The sequence below is a fragment of the Hymenobacter sp. genome, from assembly GCF_035709525.1.
GTDB lineage: Bacteria > Bacteroidota > Bacteroidia > Cytophagales > Hymenobacteraceae > Hymenobacter.
Window position 1 is genome coordinate 1 of the sequence record NZ_DASTEP010000099.1, and the last position, 15620, is coordinate 15620.

Sequence of the window (15620 nt, forward strand, 5' to 3'; positions counted from 1 at the left end):
GGGAGGGGCCGGGGGTGGGGTCTCACAGTCGGCGAGCAATCCCACCTTTTTACCGTCGCTTTATGCAGTCGCCCACCATTTCTTCGTCACCAACTACCCGGTCTTACTGGGTGCATTGGCTCATCAAGCGGGTATTTGGCCAGATGGTCATCCCGGCGTACCAGCGGTGGTACGGGCTGGCGACGCTGCAAGCGCGGCAGCGGCAGTTGCAGGGCCTGCCGCCGGGCACGGCCGGCCGCACGGTGGCCGACTTGCTGGCGGCGCACGGCCTGCACCTGCTGCCGGGCTTCGAGTCGCACGACCTGAAACACGTGCTGCTGGGCTACCCCATGACGCCGGCCGACGAGCTGCGCCTCAAGGCCTTCATGCTGGGCAACGGCGACTGGTCCATCCCCAACCTGGCGCTGCTCGCGCTGGCCCTGCTCACCCCGCCCGAATGGCCCGACCTCTGGCAACACTACCACTGGGGCCGCCGCACGCCCTCTATCGTGCATTGGCGATTAGCCGATTACGCCACCCGCGACCTGACCGAGTTGCGCCGAATGCTGGGCACTGAGCGGCGAGCAGAGTCTTAGAACCACTACGCCACCCACGATGGCTCCAAGGCCGGGGCCGCATTCTAATCCTCAATCTATATGAAAGTCAAACTCATCCTGCCCGCCCTCACCGAAGCCACCAATCCCTACTGGCGGCCCATCAAGTACTCGCTTTTCCCGCCGCTGGGGCTGGCCACGCTGGCTGCATACCTGCCGCCCGACTGGGAAGCCGACCTGCAAGACGAGCACGTGGAAGCCCTGCGCCTTGACGATGCGCCCGACCTCGTCATCATCCAGGTCTGCATCACCAATGCCTACCGGGCCTACGCGCTGGCCGACCACTACCGCGCCCGCGGCAGCTACGTGTGCCTGGGCGGCCTGCACGTGACGAGCCTGCCCGACGAGGCCGCCCCGCACGCCGACAGCATCTTCCTGGGGCCGGGCGAAGAAACGTTTCCCGAGTTTCTGCGCGACTGGCGGGCCGGGCAGGCGCGGGCGCGCTACGTGTCCACGGCCGGGCGCTCGCTGGTGGGCGTGCCGCCCATCCGGCGCGACCTTATCAAGCGCACGCGCTACCTGGTGCCCAATTCGATAGTCGTGACGCGAGGCTGCCCGCACCACTGCGACTTTTGCTACAAAGACGCCTTTTTTGCCGGCGGCAAGTCCTTCTACACCCAAACTGTGGACGACGCGCTGGCCGAAATCGACCGCCTGCCCGGCCGCCACCTCTACTTTCTCGATGACCATTTGCTGGGCAACGTGCGCTTCGCGGCCGGCTTGTTTGAGGGGATGCGCGGCATGGGGCGGCTCTTCCAGGGCGCGGCCACCGTCGATAGCATCCTGCGCGACAACGGCCTGCTCGAAAAAGCCGCCCAGGCGGGCTTGCGGAGCTTGTTCGTGGGCTTCGAAACCCTGAGCCCCGTCAACCTAAAAGTCAGCAACAAGCCCCAGAACCTGGGCCGCGACTACGCCCAGGCCATCCGCCGCCTGCATGAGTTGGGCATTATGATAAACGGCAGCTTCGTGTTCGGGCTCGACGACGACCGGCCCGACGTGTTCCGGCGCACCGTCGATTGGGCGGTCGAGCAGGGAATTACAACCTCTACTTTCCACATTGCCACGCCGTATCCCGGCACGGCGCTCTTCCAGCGCATGGAAGCCGAAGGCCGCCTGCTGCACCGCCGCTGGAACGAGTACGACACCCGCACGGTGGTGTGCCAGCCCGGCCCGCACCTCACCGCCCGCCAGCTCAAAAACGGCTACGACCAGGCCTATAAAGATTTTTACAGCTGGGGTAATATCACGAAAGCTAGCCTCGTGCATGACACCTTGCACCATCAACTCAAGCACTTCGCCTACGCCGGCGGCTGGAAAAAATTCGAGCCGCTCTGGAATTTCGTCATCAAGTTCCGCCACCTCGACGCCATGCGCCCCCTGCTCGAAGCCATCCTGAGCAAAGTTAGCGGCACCAGCCCGCGCGGTGGGGTAGGGGCCGCGCCCACACCAGCCGGCAGCCCGGAGATGCTGCTGCCGCTGCCAGTGCTGCAATAGTCATTTTGAGAAGCTTCGCATGACGAGTGTCGAGACGCATCCTTGCGTCTCGTCATTGTTGGGCTTGCCTGACAGGAGACGCAAGGGTACGTTTCGACACTCGTCTGATGAAAAACTATAACCCCCTTATCTATAAAACCTATGCAACAACAAACCCTGGCCGCCCCCATCAAAAAACAGCTCACGCACGCCGAATGGCTGCGGCATAGCGTGGGCTGGACCCTGGCCTGCGTGGCTGTCTGGTACCTAGTTACTACCGCACTGGAAACGCTATTTGGCACCCACGGAGCCTGGTTTGGTACTACACTGCTGGGGGCCGCTGCTGCCGCGCACCTGCTGATATGGTATCAAGCTGTGTGGAGTAGCAGGCACACCGTGGCCGAATCCACCGAGCCTTTGTGGCTCAATATCGCTAGCACCTGCTGGCTGCTGGGGCTGATTCTCTTTCAGTTGGCTTGCCTGGTACTGGTGTTTCTGTTCTTGCTAATAGGTGCCAATGGTGGCATTATAAGGTAGTGTGCAACACGGCCGATTGCTAATCAATACTGAAACAACCTGTCTTTCTGAGCTAAGAAAAAATATGCATAACCCCTTCGCGAAGCCGCACACGCCGGGGCAATGGCTGCTGGGTAGCGTGTGCTGGACGTTGAGCTGCGTGGGGGCATGGGCACTACTCTGTGCAATAACTAAGTCAAAGTGGGATGGCCCATTGAGTATCCTAGCTAGCCTAATGGTGCAGGTGCTGCTCTGGTGGCGAGCAGTGCCGAAAGGACGAGCACTGCTTGAGCCGGCCACCTATTCCTGGCTGGTGATGCTCGGCTGGCAATGGTGGCTGCTGCTCCATGTGATGCTGGTAGTATCCTTTGTGCTGACAATCGGAGCAGCGATAATGACTTGGTTAGTAGTAAGCTGGCCAAGTGCTTGAAAAAATTGTAAACATCCTGTAGCCATGACCTTCGCCGACGTAAAAACCTACTTCCAAACCAACCAAGCCCGCTTCGCCGACCTCGCCTGGGACGACCCGCACCAACTCTCACTCACTCAAAAGCGCGCCATCAGCGCCTCGCTCCAAACCTTCCAGCGCGGCGAAGGCACTGGCGGCGACCACCTGCTGGCCCTGGCCGACCAGCTCGGCGATGCCGACTACGCGGCCGCCATGCGCCTCTTCATCCAGGAAGAAGAAGGCCACGCCGAAATGCTGGGCCAGTTTATGGACCGCCAGGGCATTCCGCGCCTGAAAAGCCACTGGCTGCACGAGATTTTCCGGGGCTTGGGCCGCCCGCTGGGGCTGGTGCACATGGTGCGCGTCATCCTCACGGCCGAGGTCGTGGCCACGGTTTACTACAAAGCCCTGTTCAATGCCACGTTTTCGGGGCTGTTGCAGCAGATTTGCCGCCGCATCCTGCTCGATGAGGAAATGCACCTCATCTACCACTGCCTGGCCGTGCGCCAGCTCTCGCCCCCACGCAACTGGCTGGGCGCGTGGTTTTGGCGGCAGTTCTATCGTGGCCTCATGGCCGGCACTGCCCTCACGGTGTATCTCAGCTACCGCCGCACCCTGCGGGCCGGCGGCTACGGGCTGGTGGGCTTCTGCGCGGCCATCCGCACCGAGTACGCCCGCGTGGAGGCCATGCAGCGCGGTACCGCGCCGCTGGCGGTGCGCGGCGGGCAGCCGGTGGCGACCGCCGCATCGGCCGGGCCGGCTGGGGCGTGGCAGTGGCCTAGCCTGAATGTAGCGCGGTGATTTGTGCCCTTCAGCTCCTACAGCCACTAATATCTCGCCCTCGCCGCCCGTGAACCTCACCCCCTAGCCCCCACTCCAAAAAAGAGGGGGGACTAGCTCTAGTTCTAGCTTTTAGAAACTATGGCTAAGGCTAAAAACTAGTCCCCCCTCTTTTTTGGAGAGGGGGCTAGGGGGTGAGGTTCACGGGCGGCGAGGGCTAGAAAACCCATTATTATGTCCTCCTCCCAAAAACACTGGCTCTACGGTGCCATCTGCCTCTTCTGCGTCGAAGTCTTCATCGCCGCCTTTTTGCACGACCGCCTCGTGCGGCCCTACGTGGGCGATTTGCTGGCCGTGGTATTCCTCTACTGCCTGGTCAAAAGCGTGGCCCCGCTGCCCGCTGGCCCTACAGTGGTAGGCGTGCTGCTGGTGGCCTACACGCTCGAAGCCCTGCAATACGTGCACCTGCTTCAGCACCTGGGGCTGGCGCACTCGCGCATCGCGGCCATCGTGCTCGGTAATCATTTTGAGTGGGTCGATATGCTGGCCTACACGCTGGGCGCGGGCTTGATTTGGGGCGCAGAAAGGCTGCGGGGCGTTTATCATCAGCGCTATGCGTAGGCTGCTATTCGCCGGCTTGTGGCCGCTGCCGCCGCTGGGTTTGCGCCTCGGGCTCACGCTGGCGGGCCTGGCCGTAGGCGTACTCAACTTGGTTTTTCTGGCCGAGATATGGCCGCATACGCCGGCCGCCGCCGTGACGCTGCTGGTACTGCTGTGGCTGCTGCTACTGGCGCTGCTGCCGCAGGTGACGGTATGGGCGTGGCGCTGGCTGCGCGCCTACGCGGGGCCGGGCTGGGTGCGGGTGCTGGCCACGGCCGCATTTTTGGGCGGCGCGGGCGTGGTGCTGCTGGGTTGGCTGGCGGTGCTGGTGGGCGGGCCGTTGTTCTTCCTGCACCGTAGCGGCTTATTGGGAAGTTATTTTTAGCTAGGTGTAGAGACGCAATATTTTGCGTCTTGCGTTGCTGAGTAACGTACCCTGACGCAAGACGCAAAATATTGCGTCTCTACACCTAGCCTTGCCCTGGTCAGCACCCATTAAGCACAGCGCGTTGGGGCGGTGGCCGGCCGGCCATTATATTGCTCACGCATCTGGTTTTTGCATTATGCCGCACGCGCACGCTCATCCCATTCCGTCGCCCAAAATGCTCTCGCCGCTGGGGCGCGGCATTGGCGCGCTTCAGCTGGCCAAAGAAACGGCTACTATCGTGCTGCTGGGTATCCCGTTTTTGCTCGACAGGCCGTTGCTGGTGCTGGCCACGCTGCCGGGGCTGGTGCTGTATTTGTTTCGGGGTGTGATGGTGTTCAGTAATATGCGCCGCCGGGCGGCCGTGTCTATCTGGGTGTTTACCTTGCTCGATGAACTGTGGGGCCTGGCCCTGTACCTGCGCACCGTGGACGCGCCCAAGCTGCAACAATTGCGCTACGTAAACTGGAGCTACCGCCTGGGTTTGGTGTTCTCGCTGGCCGCGCTGGCCGAAATCGGCTACCGCCGCTACCGCGAGCGTGCCCACCTGCGGGCACTGTTAAAAGCCGCGTAGCGTTGGGCTGGCAGGTATCTTTGCCGCTCCCCGCTTCCGCTATTTGCCGTTCATGGCCGACGAAAACACCCCACCCTCGCCCAACCGACCCAAAGTTGCCGCGCCTGCTCGCAAGGGCATTCGCCCCGGCCGGGGCACCCGCCGCCTCGTGCGCGTGGCCTGGACGACCTTTTTTATCGGCGTCGGCCTGTTTCTGGCGTATCCGCTGCTGGTTAAGAGCAACTTTCTGTTTCTCTTCGGTAAGTCTCCGAGCCTGGAAGAATTAGAAAATCCCAAGGTTGAGCAAGCTTCCGAAGTGTACACCGCCGATGGCGTGCTGCTGGGCCGCTACTTCCGCGAAAACCGCTCGCCGGTGCCGCTCAACCAAATGTCGCCCTGGCTCACCAGGGCGCTGATTGCCACCGAGGATGTGCGCTTTAAGGAGCACTCGGGTATCGACCCGCAGGCGCTGCTTTCGACGGTTTACTTCACGCTGCGGGGGAGCAAGCGGGGCGGCTCCACCATCAGCCAGCAGCTGGCCAAGAATTTGTATAAAATCCGGCGGGGCGAAAACCAGGGTGGCCTCAGCCACGTGCCCGGCGTGGGCACGGTAGTGGCCAAAACCAAGGAGTGGATGACCGCCGTGGAGCTCGAAAGCCGCTACACCAAAGAGGAAATCCTGCGGATGTACCTCAACACGGTGGAGTACGGCTCCAACGCCTTCGGCATCAAGGTGGCAGCCAAAACCTTCTTCAGCACCACGCCCGACAGCCTCACGGCCACGCAGGCTGCCACGCTCATCGGGGTGCTCAACAATCCCACGGCCTTCAACCCCAGGTTTCACCCCGTGGCCGCCACCCGCCGCCGCAACGTGGTGCTCCAGCGCCTGGGCCAGGCCGGCTACCTCAAGCCCGCCGAGGTGAAGGCGCTGCAAGCTGCGCCCATCGCGCTTGACTATCAAGTAGAAAAGCACGTCGATGGCCCCGATACCTACTTCCGCGGCGCCATCAGCCAGGCGGCCAATAAGTGGTGCGACGACCACGGCTACGACCTCTACCGCGACGGCCTGAAAGTGTACACCACCATTGATTCGCGGATGCAGGAGCACGCCGAAGAGGCCGTGGACCAGCGCATGAAGTCGCTCCAGCAGACCTTCGACAACTTCTGGCGCAACCAGCGCCAAAACCCCTGGGTGGATGAGGACGGCCACGAAATTCCGAACTTCATCGAAACCCAGATGAAGCGCACCGAGTCGTATAAAACGCTGGCCGCCCGCTACAAAGGCCAGCCCGCCCGCCTCGATTCGGCTCTCAATGCCAAGCGCCCGATGAAGGTCTTCACCTGGAAAAAGCAGGACCATGACACCACGCTCGTTATGTCGCCGCTCGATTCGCTGGCTTACTACAAGCACTTTCTGCAAGCCGGCATGATGACGATGGACCCCTACACCGGCTCCATTAAGGCCTGGGTGGGCGGGCTAGACTACCGCTTTTTCCAGTACGACCACGTGCGGCAGGGCAAGCGGCAGGCCGGCTCTACCTTCAAGCCCTTCGTGTACCTCACGGCGCTCGACAACGGCTACTCGCCCTGCGACCGCATCCGCGACCAGCGCGTGACCATCAACTACATCGAAGACGGCAAGCCCATGGAGTGGCAGCCCGCCAACGTCACCCGCGAATATACCGGCACCAACATGACCCTGCGCCACGCGATGGCGCGCTCGGTGAACTCGGTAACGGCCCAGCTCACCGAGAAAGTAGGCTGGGGCAAGGTGGCGCAGTACGCGCACAAAGTAGGCATTACCAGCCCGTTGCTGTCGGTGCCGAGCATCGGCCTGGGCTCGGGCGGCGACGTGAGCGTGTACGAGATGGTCGATGCCTACTCCACGTTTATGAACAGCGGCTTCCGCTCCACGCCGCGCCTCATCACCCGCATCGAAGACCGCCACGGCAACGTATTGCAGCAGTTCGACCCGGTGCAGAAGCGCGCCATCTCGCCCGAAACGGCCTGGCTGATGACCTACATGCTGCGCGGCGGCATGGAAGAGCCCGGCGGCACCTCGCAGGCGCTCTGGGATTTCCCCGACCTCTGGCACAAAGACAACCAGATTGGCGGCAAAACCGGCACCACCTCCAACTACTCCGACGGCTGGTACATGGGCCTCACCAAAGACCTGGTTTCGGGCGTGTGGGTGGGCGGCGAAGACCGCAGCATCCACTTCCTACGCTCGCAGCAGGGCGAGGGCGGGCGCATGGCGCTGCCCATTTTCGGCCGCTTCATGGAGAAGGTGTACCAGGATAAAAAGCTGAATTACGACTACGGCCCCTTCCCCAAGCCGCCGCCCACGCTCAAGCGTAAGTACGTGTGCTACACCGAGTACGAGCCGCGCCGCCGCCGCGCCGAGGCCGTCGACAGCATCAGCGCCGACAACTTATTGGAGCAGTTGAACGGTAAAAGCGAGGAAGATAAAGCTTCCGATTAAATCCGTTTTGTTGAAAAACGTCTGTCATGCTGAACGCAGTGAAGCATCTCTATCGCATCGTCTGGGCTGTGTTCCAACGGTGCGGTAGAGATGCTTCACTGCGTTCAGCATGACAAACGTTTTCCAAATCCGTACCAAAATACCAACCACTAACCCCCGCATGATTAAGACCGTAATTTTTGACATGGATGGCGTCATCATCGACACCGAGCCCGTCCACCACCACGCCTTTTTCACGCAGTTCGGCGAGCTCAATATTCCCGTTTCGGAAGCCGAGTACGCCACCTTTTTGGGCAAATCGACGCGCAACGTATTCCAGCACTTAAAGCAGAAATACCAGCTCACCCAGGAAATCGACGACCTTCTCAAGCGCAAGCGCGAGATTTTCAACGAGCGCTTCGACACCGATGCCGACCTCGACCTGCTGCCCGGCGTGCGCGCCCTCATCGAAGACCTGCACGCGCACGGCGTGCAACTGGTGCTGGCCTCCTCGGCCTCTAAGGGCACGATTGCACGGGTATTCAATCGCTTCGGGCTAGCGCCCTATTTCACGCACCTCGTCAGCGGTGAAGACTTTGCGGAGTCGAAGCCCAACCCCACCATTTTCCTACACGCCGCCGAAGTGTCGGGCACGCCGGTAGGGGAGTGCATCGTCATCGAAGATTCTTCCAACGGCGTGGCGGCGGCCAAGGCGGCGGGCATCTACTGCGTGGGCTACGCCAGCGAGCACTCGGCGGGGCAGGACTTGCGGCAGGCCGACGTGGTTATTCGGGATTTCTCAGAGCTGTCGGCCGAGCGGGTGAAGGAATTGGCCTAAGCTCAATGAGTACCATCTAGTTGGCGCTGCATATCTTGGCCAAAGGTCCACAACTCACTGATTGGCACTACACCGCGTTTGTTTTTCGCTATCTTTTTGCCTTCTTTGGTAAATAGAAATGGATAGCAGGCCAGTCCTTGATTGCCAGATAAAGCGCTTATTTCCTGCTCCCAACCCTTCCAGCGCAGGTCGTGGTAGTAGTCGGCAAGATTTCCGGAGAAGCAAAAGATAAGAAAATCAGAATAGCTTTTGTCAAGAGGCTGCCAATGCAAGCTCTCCGGTGCGAAATAGAATATTTTGCCTACTGATTCTTGACCAAAAGCTCCCGCATTAATAGCGTAGAATCCGCCGAGCACGTCATCAGCTACTAGTAAGAAACCCCGCTGCTTGCCGTTGTTCCAGCCCATGAGGTCACGGTCAAGTGCTGGGCTGCCCGAGCCCAAAATGCGTACCCAGCCGTTATCCACCAAGATGCCGCCGGTTTCGTAGATAACAGCGCCCATCGGTGACCGGGTTGTTACCTGAGCAGCCAGCAAAGCACTATCGGCGCGGGCAGGTATTTTGGGTAGCACTTGGACCTTGTTTGTTGCTTGCTTAATCCAAGAGCTTACTAAGTCCCAGCCAGGCTCTTCTCTATTAATTAACTCTCGTAGTGAGCGTTTAGACATTTGCTGCGCTTGCGTAGAGAATGGCCAAGCTAAGCCGATAAAGAAGAGGAAGATGAAAACGCTGATTATCCGCTTCATTGCTGAATAATTATTGGCTTGCTTCAATGCAAAGATGCCCGACTGGTACCTAACCAGTCGGGCATCTTGTTGCTGAGTAATTTTCTAAACTACTGGCTTACGATAGGCGTAGCCGTGCTGGCCGTAACCGGGGCCGCGTGGCCGTGGGTAGAGGTAGTGTAAGCCGGGCAAGTGCTGCGGCGGCTGCAAGCACCCAGGCCAAGCGTAGCGGCACCGAGGGCCAGGATAAGCAGCTTTTTCATGGAGAAATCAAGAATGAATTGTGATGTTCTGGTTTCAAAGATAGGAAAAAGCGAGCAGCCCGCCGCCATCACTTCATACAGTTTCTATAAAACGCAACGCCCGGCCCGCAGTTGCGCGAGCCGGGCGTTTTATAACGCAACTGTTATAGCTACTACTGGCTTACTACCGAGGTAGCCGTGCTGGCCGTAACCGGGGCCGAAGCGGCTTTGGCCGACGAGTAGGCGGGGCAAGTGCCGCGGCTGCACGAGCCAAGGCTGAGGGTAGCGGCGCTGAGGGCGAGGATAAGAACCTTTTTCATAAAAATAGAAATGTAAAAAATGGATTGGGTTGTTGTTTCTACTTCAAAGGTAAGTGCGAAAAAGGCTTACTTGGTTCAAAGAAACAGGACAAAATCCAGTTTTATTGCATTTTATAGAAATAGTACTTTTTCGCCTTTCCAAATTACTAACGCAGAAACAGCTTACGCAGTATATCCGAGAATTTTTAACATGCTTGCGGCCTCTTGCTTGGGCGCAAAAACCCAGTCGCTGAGCGTGCCATCCTCGGCGCGGTCAAGGATGACGTGCTTGGGGGCCGGGATGAGGCAGTGCTTGAGGCCGCCGTAGCCGCTGAGGCTTTCCTGGTAGGCGCCGGTGTGGAAGAAGCCCACGTAGAGCGGCTGGCCGGTGGCAGCCTCCTGGCGGGCGGGCTGGAGCTGGGGCAGGAAAGTCTGGTAGATGTGTTTCTCGGCGTTGTAGTAGTCCTGCGAGTCGCAGGTGAGGCCGCCGAGCTGAATCTTGCGGTAGGGGCGCTGCCAGCCGTTGAGCGCCAGCATAATAAAGCGCTGGTTTAGGGCCCAGGTATCGGGCAGGTTAGTGATAAACGAGCCGTCAATCATGTACCAGAGCTCCTTGTCGTTTTGCAGCTTCTCGTCGAGAATCGAGTAGATGGTAGCGCCGCTTTCACCTACCGTGAAAATGCCAAACTCGGTGAAGATATTGGGCTCGGGCACGCCCTCCTCGGCGCAGATGCGCTGGATGGTGCGCAGAATCTCGGCAATCATGTACGGGTAGTCGTACTCGGGCTGAATCGAGGTCTGGATGGGCAGCCCGCCGCCGATGTCGATGGTGGTGAGCGTAGGGCAGATTTTGCGCAGCTCGCAGTACTTGTGAATGAAGCGCGAGAGCTCGGTCCAGTAATAGGACGTGTCCTTGATGCCGCTGCTGATAAAGTAGTGCAGCATATTGAGCTCAAAGCGCGGGTCTTCCTTGATGCGCTGCTCGTAGAGCGGCACCGCGTCGGCGTAGCGAATGCCCAGGCGCGAGGTATAAAACTGGAAGCGCGGCTCCTCATCGGAGGCCAGGCGCAGGCCGAGCTTTACTTTCTTGCCTTCCTGAACATGGGCGTGGTAGTATTCGATTTCGCCCGGCGAGTCGAGAATGGGCAGGCAGTTCTCGAAGCCATCGTTGAGTAGGGCGGTGATGTCGCGCTTGTACTCCTCGGGCTTGAAGCCGTTGCAAATGATGTACTTATCCTTGCCAAACTTACCCTGCTCGTAAAGCGAGCGGATGATGCTGATGTCGAACCACGACGAGGTTTCGAGGTGCACGTCGTTCTTGAGCGCCTCGTCGAGCACGAAGCGGAAGTGCGACGACTTGGTGCAGTAGGCGTAGGAATACGAGCCGGTGTAGCCGGTGCTGGCGATGCCGTCGGCAAACCAGGTTTTGGCCCGCTGAATCTGCGAGCTGATTTTAGGCAAGTAGCTGAGGCGCAGCGGCGTGCCGTGCTTTTCTACCAGCGCCATCAGGTCGATGTCGTGGAAAAAAAGCTCGTTGTCGCGCACCTGAAAGTCGGCGTTCGGGAAGTCGAAGGTTTGGGTGATGAGGTCCTGGTAGGTATCCATTTAAAGGAGTAGATTAAAAAACGAGTGTCATTGCGAGCGCAGCGCAGCAACCGCACCCGAAAAGTGGCGCTTAGCCGGGGCGATTGCGGCGCTACGCTCGCAATGACAAGGATTTTTCCGACCTTTACGGTGGGCGGCTCAAAAGTACCGCCGGGGGCCGAAAAGAGTTCGGCCCTACGCATCGGCCCAGTGGGGCAGAAAGCGACATGGCTACGGCGCCCGCGCGCCGCAAGGCAGCGCTCGCCAGCCGCTTAGCGGCCTGGCGGTACGATGCCGCCGCCCGTGTTACGCTTTCTTTTCCCACCCATGACCAAGATTAAGCTTTTAGAAGTCCGCTCCGAACTCGGGGCCGGCACCCGCGGCTCCAGTATGGGCCCCGACGCCCTGCGCGTGGCCTGCCTCAACAAGGGCTCCGATTATTTCCGGCGCTACAATTCGGTAGTAGTGCCCGACCTCAACTACGCGCTGTTCGACAAAAACCTCTTCGAGCACGCCCGGCACATCGATGCCATTTACACCGTGCAAAAAAGCATTGCCAGCGCCGTGGAGCAGACGCTGCGCTTCGGCGAGTTCCCCTTGGTGCTGAGCGGCGACCACAGCAGCGCCAACGCCACCATCGCGGGTATCAAGGCCGTGTATCCGAATAAAACGCTGGGCGTCATCTGGATAGACGCGCACGCCGACATTCACTCGCCCTACACCACGCCCAGCGGCAACGTGCACGGCATGCCCCTGGCCGCCGCCCTCGGCGAAGACAACCGCCCCTGCCAGCGCAACCAGCCCGATGCCGACACCGAATTCTTCTGGCGACGCCTCCAAAACCTGAGCGAGCCTGGCCCCAAGCTGCGCCCCGAGCACTTGGTATACGTGGCCGTGCGCGACACCGAGGAAGAAGAAGACGCCCTCATCGACCGCTTGGGCATCAAGTGGATACGGGTACCCGAAATCCAGGAGAAGGGCACCCGCCAGTTGGCCCGCGAAATTTACGAGCACCTGCGCTTCTGCGACCTGGTTTATATTTCCTTCGATGTCGATAGCCTCGATGCCAGCTTTAGCCGGGGCACCGGCACGCCGGTGGCCGATGGCCTCTACCTCTCGGAAGGCGAAAACCTGTGCCAGGACTTGCTGGAAAACGAGCGCGTAGTGTGCTTCGAGATGGGCGAGATTAATCCCACGCTCGACCGCGAAAATACGATGGCGGAGAATGCGTTTAACATCCTGGAAAAAGCCACCGACGCCATCGAGCGCGGGCTGCGCATGCGGGAGGTGCTGAGCAACGTGCGGTAAGCGCTGGCCGCAGTTTAGCGCGTAGCGCGCAACTGCTGGCCGACCAGTGGGGCGAGTCTCCAGACTCGCGTCGTTGAGGCGACCGGGGCGGGCGTTGGTGCCGCTTCGCGGCAGTGAGTTTGGAAACTCACCCCACTGGTCGGCCAGCAGTTGCGCGCTGCGCGCTAAACTGCGGCCAGCGGGCCACTACCTTTGCGCTCGTGCAACAGCTTGAACAAACCCTCAAAACCGCCCTGCAAGCCGCCGCGCAGGCCGTTTTCAACCAGCAGATTCCCGCCGCCAGCCTCGTGCTCCAGCCCACGCGCAAGGACTTTGCCGGCAGCTTTACCCTCGTCACGTTTCCGCTCACCAAGGCCTTCGGCAAAGGCGCTGAGCAACTCGGCCAGGCCCTGGGCGAATGGCTGAAAGCCAACGAGCCCGCCGTGGCCGACTACAACGTGGTGAAAGGCTTCCTGAACCTCGAAATCGCCGACGCCGAGTGGCTCAAGCTCTTCACCGCGCTCAGTCAGCAGCCGGCCGGCGCGCCCGTGCCCTTCGACGGGCCCAAAAACGTGGTGGTTGAGTACTCGTCGCCCAATACCAACAAGCCCCTGCACCTGGGCCACCTGCGCAATAACTTCCTGGGCTACAGCGTGGCCGAGATTCTGAAAGCCACCGGGGCCACCGTCACGAAGGCCAATCTGGTGAACGACCGGGGCATCCACATCTGCAAGTCGATGCTGGCTTACCAGCGCTTTGGCCAGGGCGAAACGCCCGAGAGCGCCGGCATCAAGGGCGACCACCTGGCGGGCAAGTACTACGTGCTGTTCGACAAGCACTACCGCGAGGAAATCAAGCAGCTCGAAGTCGAGGGCGTGACGACCGAAGTAGCCAAAAAGCAGGCCCCGCTCATTCTGGCCGCCCAAACCATGCTGCAACAGTGGGAAGCCGGCGACGAGGAAGTGATGGCCCTCTGGCACCGCATGAACGGCTGGGTCTACGACGGCTTCAATGCCACCTACGCCAACATCGGCGTCGATTTCGACAAGTTTTACTACGAGTCGGGCACCTACCTGCTGGGCAAGGAGCGGGTCGAGGAAGGCCTGGCCAAGGGCGTGTTTTTCCAGAAAGCTGATGGCTCGGTGTGGGTCGACCTCACGGCCGAGGGGCTGGATGAAAAGCTCGTGCGCCGCGCCGATGGCACCAGCGTCTACATCACGCAGGACCTGGGCACGGCCGAGCTCAAGTACCAGGATTTTCACTACGACAGCAGCGTCTACGTCATCGGCGACGAGCAAAACTACCACATGCAGGTGCTGCGCGCCATTCTGCAAAAGCTGCAAAAGCCCTACGCCGACGCCATCTACCACCTCAGCTACGGCATGGTCGACCTGCCCAGCGGCAAGATGAAAAGCCGCGAAGGCACCGTAGTCGATGCCGACGAGCTGGTGGCCGAAGTAGTGGCCGCCGCCGAAGCCGCCACCCTCGAAAAAGGCAAAACCGAGGGCCTCAGCGACGAAGAGCTGGCCGGCCTCTACCACACGCTGGGCCTGGGCGCGCTGAAATACTACCTGCTGAAAGTAGACCCCAAGAAGCGCATGCTCTTCAACCCCGCCGAGTCGGTGCGGCTCGAAGGCGACACGGGACCGTTTGTGCAGTACTCCTACGCCCGGATTTCGGCCATCCGCCGCCGGGCCGTGGAGCAGGGCGTGGCCGACGTTACCGATTTCAGCCAGCTAACCGAGCTACAACCTACCGAGCAGGAGTTGATTCAGCAGCTAGCCGGCTACGCGGGCACGGTGGCCGAAGCGGCGCGCACGTTCTCGCCAGCCGTGGTGGCGCAGTACGTGTACGAGGTAGCCAAAAGCTACAACCGCTTCTACACCGAAGTGCCGATTTTCGGCGAAGCCGACGCCGTGAAAAAAGCCTTCCGCGTGGCCTTGTCGGCCAAAACGGCCGCTACCATCAAGGCCAGCCTCGGCCTGCTCGGCATCGCCGTGCCCGAGCGCATGTAGCCTTTAAGCGTGCAAGAATAAATAAGTGTCATGCTGAGCGTAGCGAAGCATCTCTGCCGCACCGTTCGGGTGCCGCTCGATAGAGATGCTTCGCTACGCTCAGCATGACACTTTAGCTTATTACTAATCAGATCAATATATGAAAAGCGTAGCAGTGTACTGTGGCTCCAGCAGCGGCAATAAAGAAGAATACACCCAACAGGCCCAGGCGATGGGCCGCGAGCTGGCCCGGCGCGGCCTCACGCTCGTGTACGGCGGCGGCTGCGTAGGCCTCATGGGCGTCATTGCCGATGCCGTGCTGGCCGAGGGCGGCCGGGTTATCGGCGTCATCCCGCAGTTTCTGGCCGATAAGGAGGTAGCGCACAAGAGCTGCACCGAGCTGCACGTGGTCGAAACCATGCACCAGCGCAAGCTGCTCATGGCCGACCTCGCCGATGGCTTCGTGGCCATGCCCGGCGGCTTCGGCACGCTCGAAGAGCTGTTTGAGGTGCTGACCTGGGGCCAGCTGGGCTTGCACCGGAAGCCCGTGGGTTTGCTCAATACATTGGGCTTCTACGACAGCTTACTCGGCCTGCTCGACCACATGAGCGCCGAGGCGTTTTTGCGTTCCGAAAACCGGGAGCAGGTGCTGCAAAACACCGATGCCGCCGCCCTGCTCGACGCCATGACCAGCTACCAGCCCCCGCGCCTGGAGAAGTGGCTGACGCCCAGCACGACCTGAGTAGGGTTGGTTTAATGAAAACTACCCGTCATGCTGAGCGGAGCGCAGCGCAGCCGAAGCA

Annotated in this window: 16 protein-coding genes; 12 read left to right on the forward strand and 4 right to left on the reverse strand. The window is 60.5% G+C overall.

The genetic code is table 11. The features are described from left to right. Positions 1-62: 62 nt before the first annotated feature. The 9 genes from VFO93_RS08535 (at position 63) to VFO93_RS08575 (ending at position 8686) form a co-directional block, all read left to right on the forward strand. Positions 63-575: a hypothetical protein gene (locus VFO93_RS08535; RefSeq protein ID WP_325133939.1), complete on the forward strand. Its 513-nt coding sequence runs from the start codon at positions 63-65 to the stop codon at positions 573-575. A 60-nt stretch (positions 576-635) separates the two neighbouring features. Beyond that, positions 636-2087 carry a radical SAM protein gene (locus VFO93_RS08540; RefSeq protein ID WP_325133940.1) on the forward strand — a complete coding sequence of 484 codons (1452 nt, stop codon included), beginning with the start codon at positions 636-638 and terminating at the stop codon, positions 2085-2087. A gap of 141 nt (positions 2088-2228) precedes the next feature. Further along, a complete protein-coding gene (locus VFO93_RS08545) occupies positions 2229-2603 on the forward strand; it encodes a hypothetical protein (RefSeq protein WP_325133941.1) in 375 nt (124 codons plus the stop codon). Between the two features lie 433 nt (positions 2604-3036). Beyond that, positions 3037-3831 (forward strand): ferritin-like domain-containing protein, encoded by a 795-nt coding sequence (locus tag VFO93_RS08550; RefSeq protein WP_325133942.1) that lies wholly within the window; start codon positions 3037-3039, stop codon positions 3829-3831. A gap of 213 nt (positions 3832-4044) precedes the next feature. Beyond that, complete coding sequence (locus VFO93_RS08555; protein ID WP_325133943.1) at positions 4045-4431, forward strand: DUF2809 domain-containing protein; 387 nt, start codon at positions 4045-4047, stop codon at positions 4429-4431. Then, a complete protein-coding gene (locus VFO93_RS08560) occupies positions 4424-4795 on the forward strand; it encodes a hypothetical protein (protein ID WP_325133944.1) in 372 nt (123 codons plus the stop codon). The genes VFO93_RS08555 and VFO93_RS08560 overlap by 8 nt, the downstream gene beginning before the upstream one ends. 178 nt (positions 4796-4973) lie before the next feature. Continuing rightward, entirely contained in the window at positions 4974-5408 is a 435-nt protein-coding gene (locus tag VFO93_RS08565; protein ID WP_325133945.1) for a hypothetical protein, read from the forward strand. 52 nt (positions 5409-5460) lie between these two features. Beyond that, on the forward strand, positions 5461-7869 hold the full coding sequence (locus VFO93_RS08570) for a transglycosylase domain-containing protein (protein ID WP_325133946.1): 2409 nt from the start codon (positions 5461-5463) through the stop codon (positions 7867-7869). Between the two features lie 160 nt (positions 7870-8029). Then, positions 8030-8686 carry an HAD family hydrolase gene (locus VFO93_RS08575; protein WP_325133947.1) on the forward strand — a complete coding sequence of 219 codons (657 nt, stop codon included), beginning with the start codon at positions 8030-8032 and terminating at the stop codon, positions 8684-8686. 2 nt (positions 8687-8688) lie between these two features. Here the strand turns inward: VFO93_RS08575 and VFO93_RS08580 are convergent, their stop codons facing one another. The 4 genes from VFO93_RS08580 to VFO93_RS08595 form a co-directional block, all read right to left on the reverse strand. Then, entirely contained in the window at positions 8689-9459 is a 771-nt protein-coding gene (locus VFO93_RS08580; protein ID WP_325133948.1) for a DUF2625 domain-containing protein, read from the reverse strand. Between the two features lie 62 nt (positions 9460-9521). Then, positions 9522-9674, reverse strand: coding sequence for a hypothetical protein (locus VFO93_RS08585; RefSeq protein WP_325133949.1), 153 nt, complete (start codon positions 9672-9674; stop codon positions 9522-9524). A gap of 152 nt (positions 9675-9826) precedes the next feature. Further along, positions 9827-9973 carry a hypothetical protein gene (locus VFO93_RS08590; protein WP_325133950.1) on the reverse strand — a complete coding sequence of 49 codons (147 nt, stop codon included), beginning with the start codon at positions 9971-9973 and terminating at the stop codon, positions 9827-9829. A gap of 162 nt (positions 9974-10135) precedes the next feature. Next, the gene (locus VFO93_RS08595) at positions 10136-11557 is read right to left on the reverse strand and encodes an arginine decarboxylase (RefSeq protein ID WP_325133951.1); all 1422 of its coding nucleotides are present in this window, start codon (positions 11555-11557) and stop codon (positions 10136-10138) included. 306 nt (positions 11558-11863) lie between these two features. Here VFO93_RS08595 and VFO93_RS08600 point away from each other — a divergent pair, with 306 nt between their 5' ends. The 3 genes from VFO93_RS08600 (at position 11864) to VFO93_RS08610 (ending at position 15559) form a co-directional block, all read left to right on the forward strand. Beyond that, the gene (locus VFO93_RS08600; RefSeq protein WP_325133952.1) at positions 11864-12844 is read left to right on the forward strand and encodes an arginase; all 981 of its coding nucleotides are present in this window, start codon (positions 11864-11866) and stop codon (positions 12842-12844) included. Positions 12845-13044: 200 nt separating this feature from the next. After that, on the forward strand, positions 13045-14838 hold the full coding sequence (gene argS, locus VFO93_RS08605; RefSeq protein ID WP_325133953.1) for an arginine--tRNA ligase: 1794 nt from the start codon (positions 13045-13047) through the stop codon (positions 14836-14838). Positions 14839-14977: 139 nt separating this feature from the next. Beyond that, on the forward strand, positions 14978-15559 hold the full coding sequence (locus VFO93_RS08610) for a TIGR00730 family Rossman fold protein (RefSeq protein ID WP_325133954.1): 582 nt from the start codon (positions 14978-14980) through the stop codon (positions 15557-15559). Positions 15560-15620: the final 61 nt, after the last annotated feature.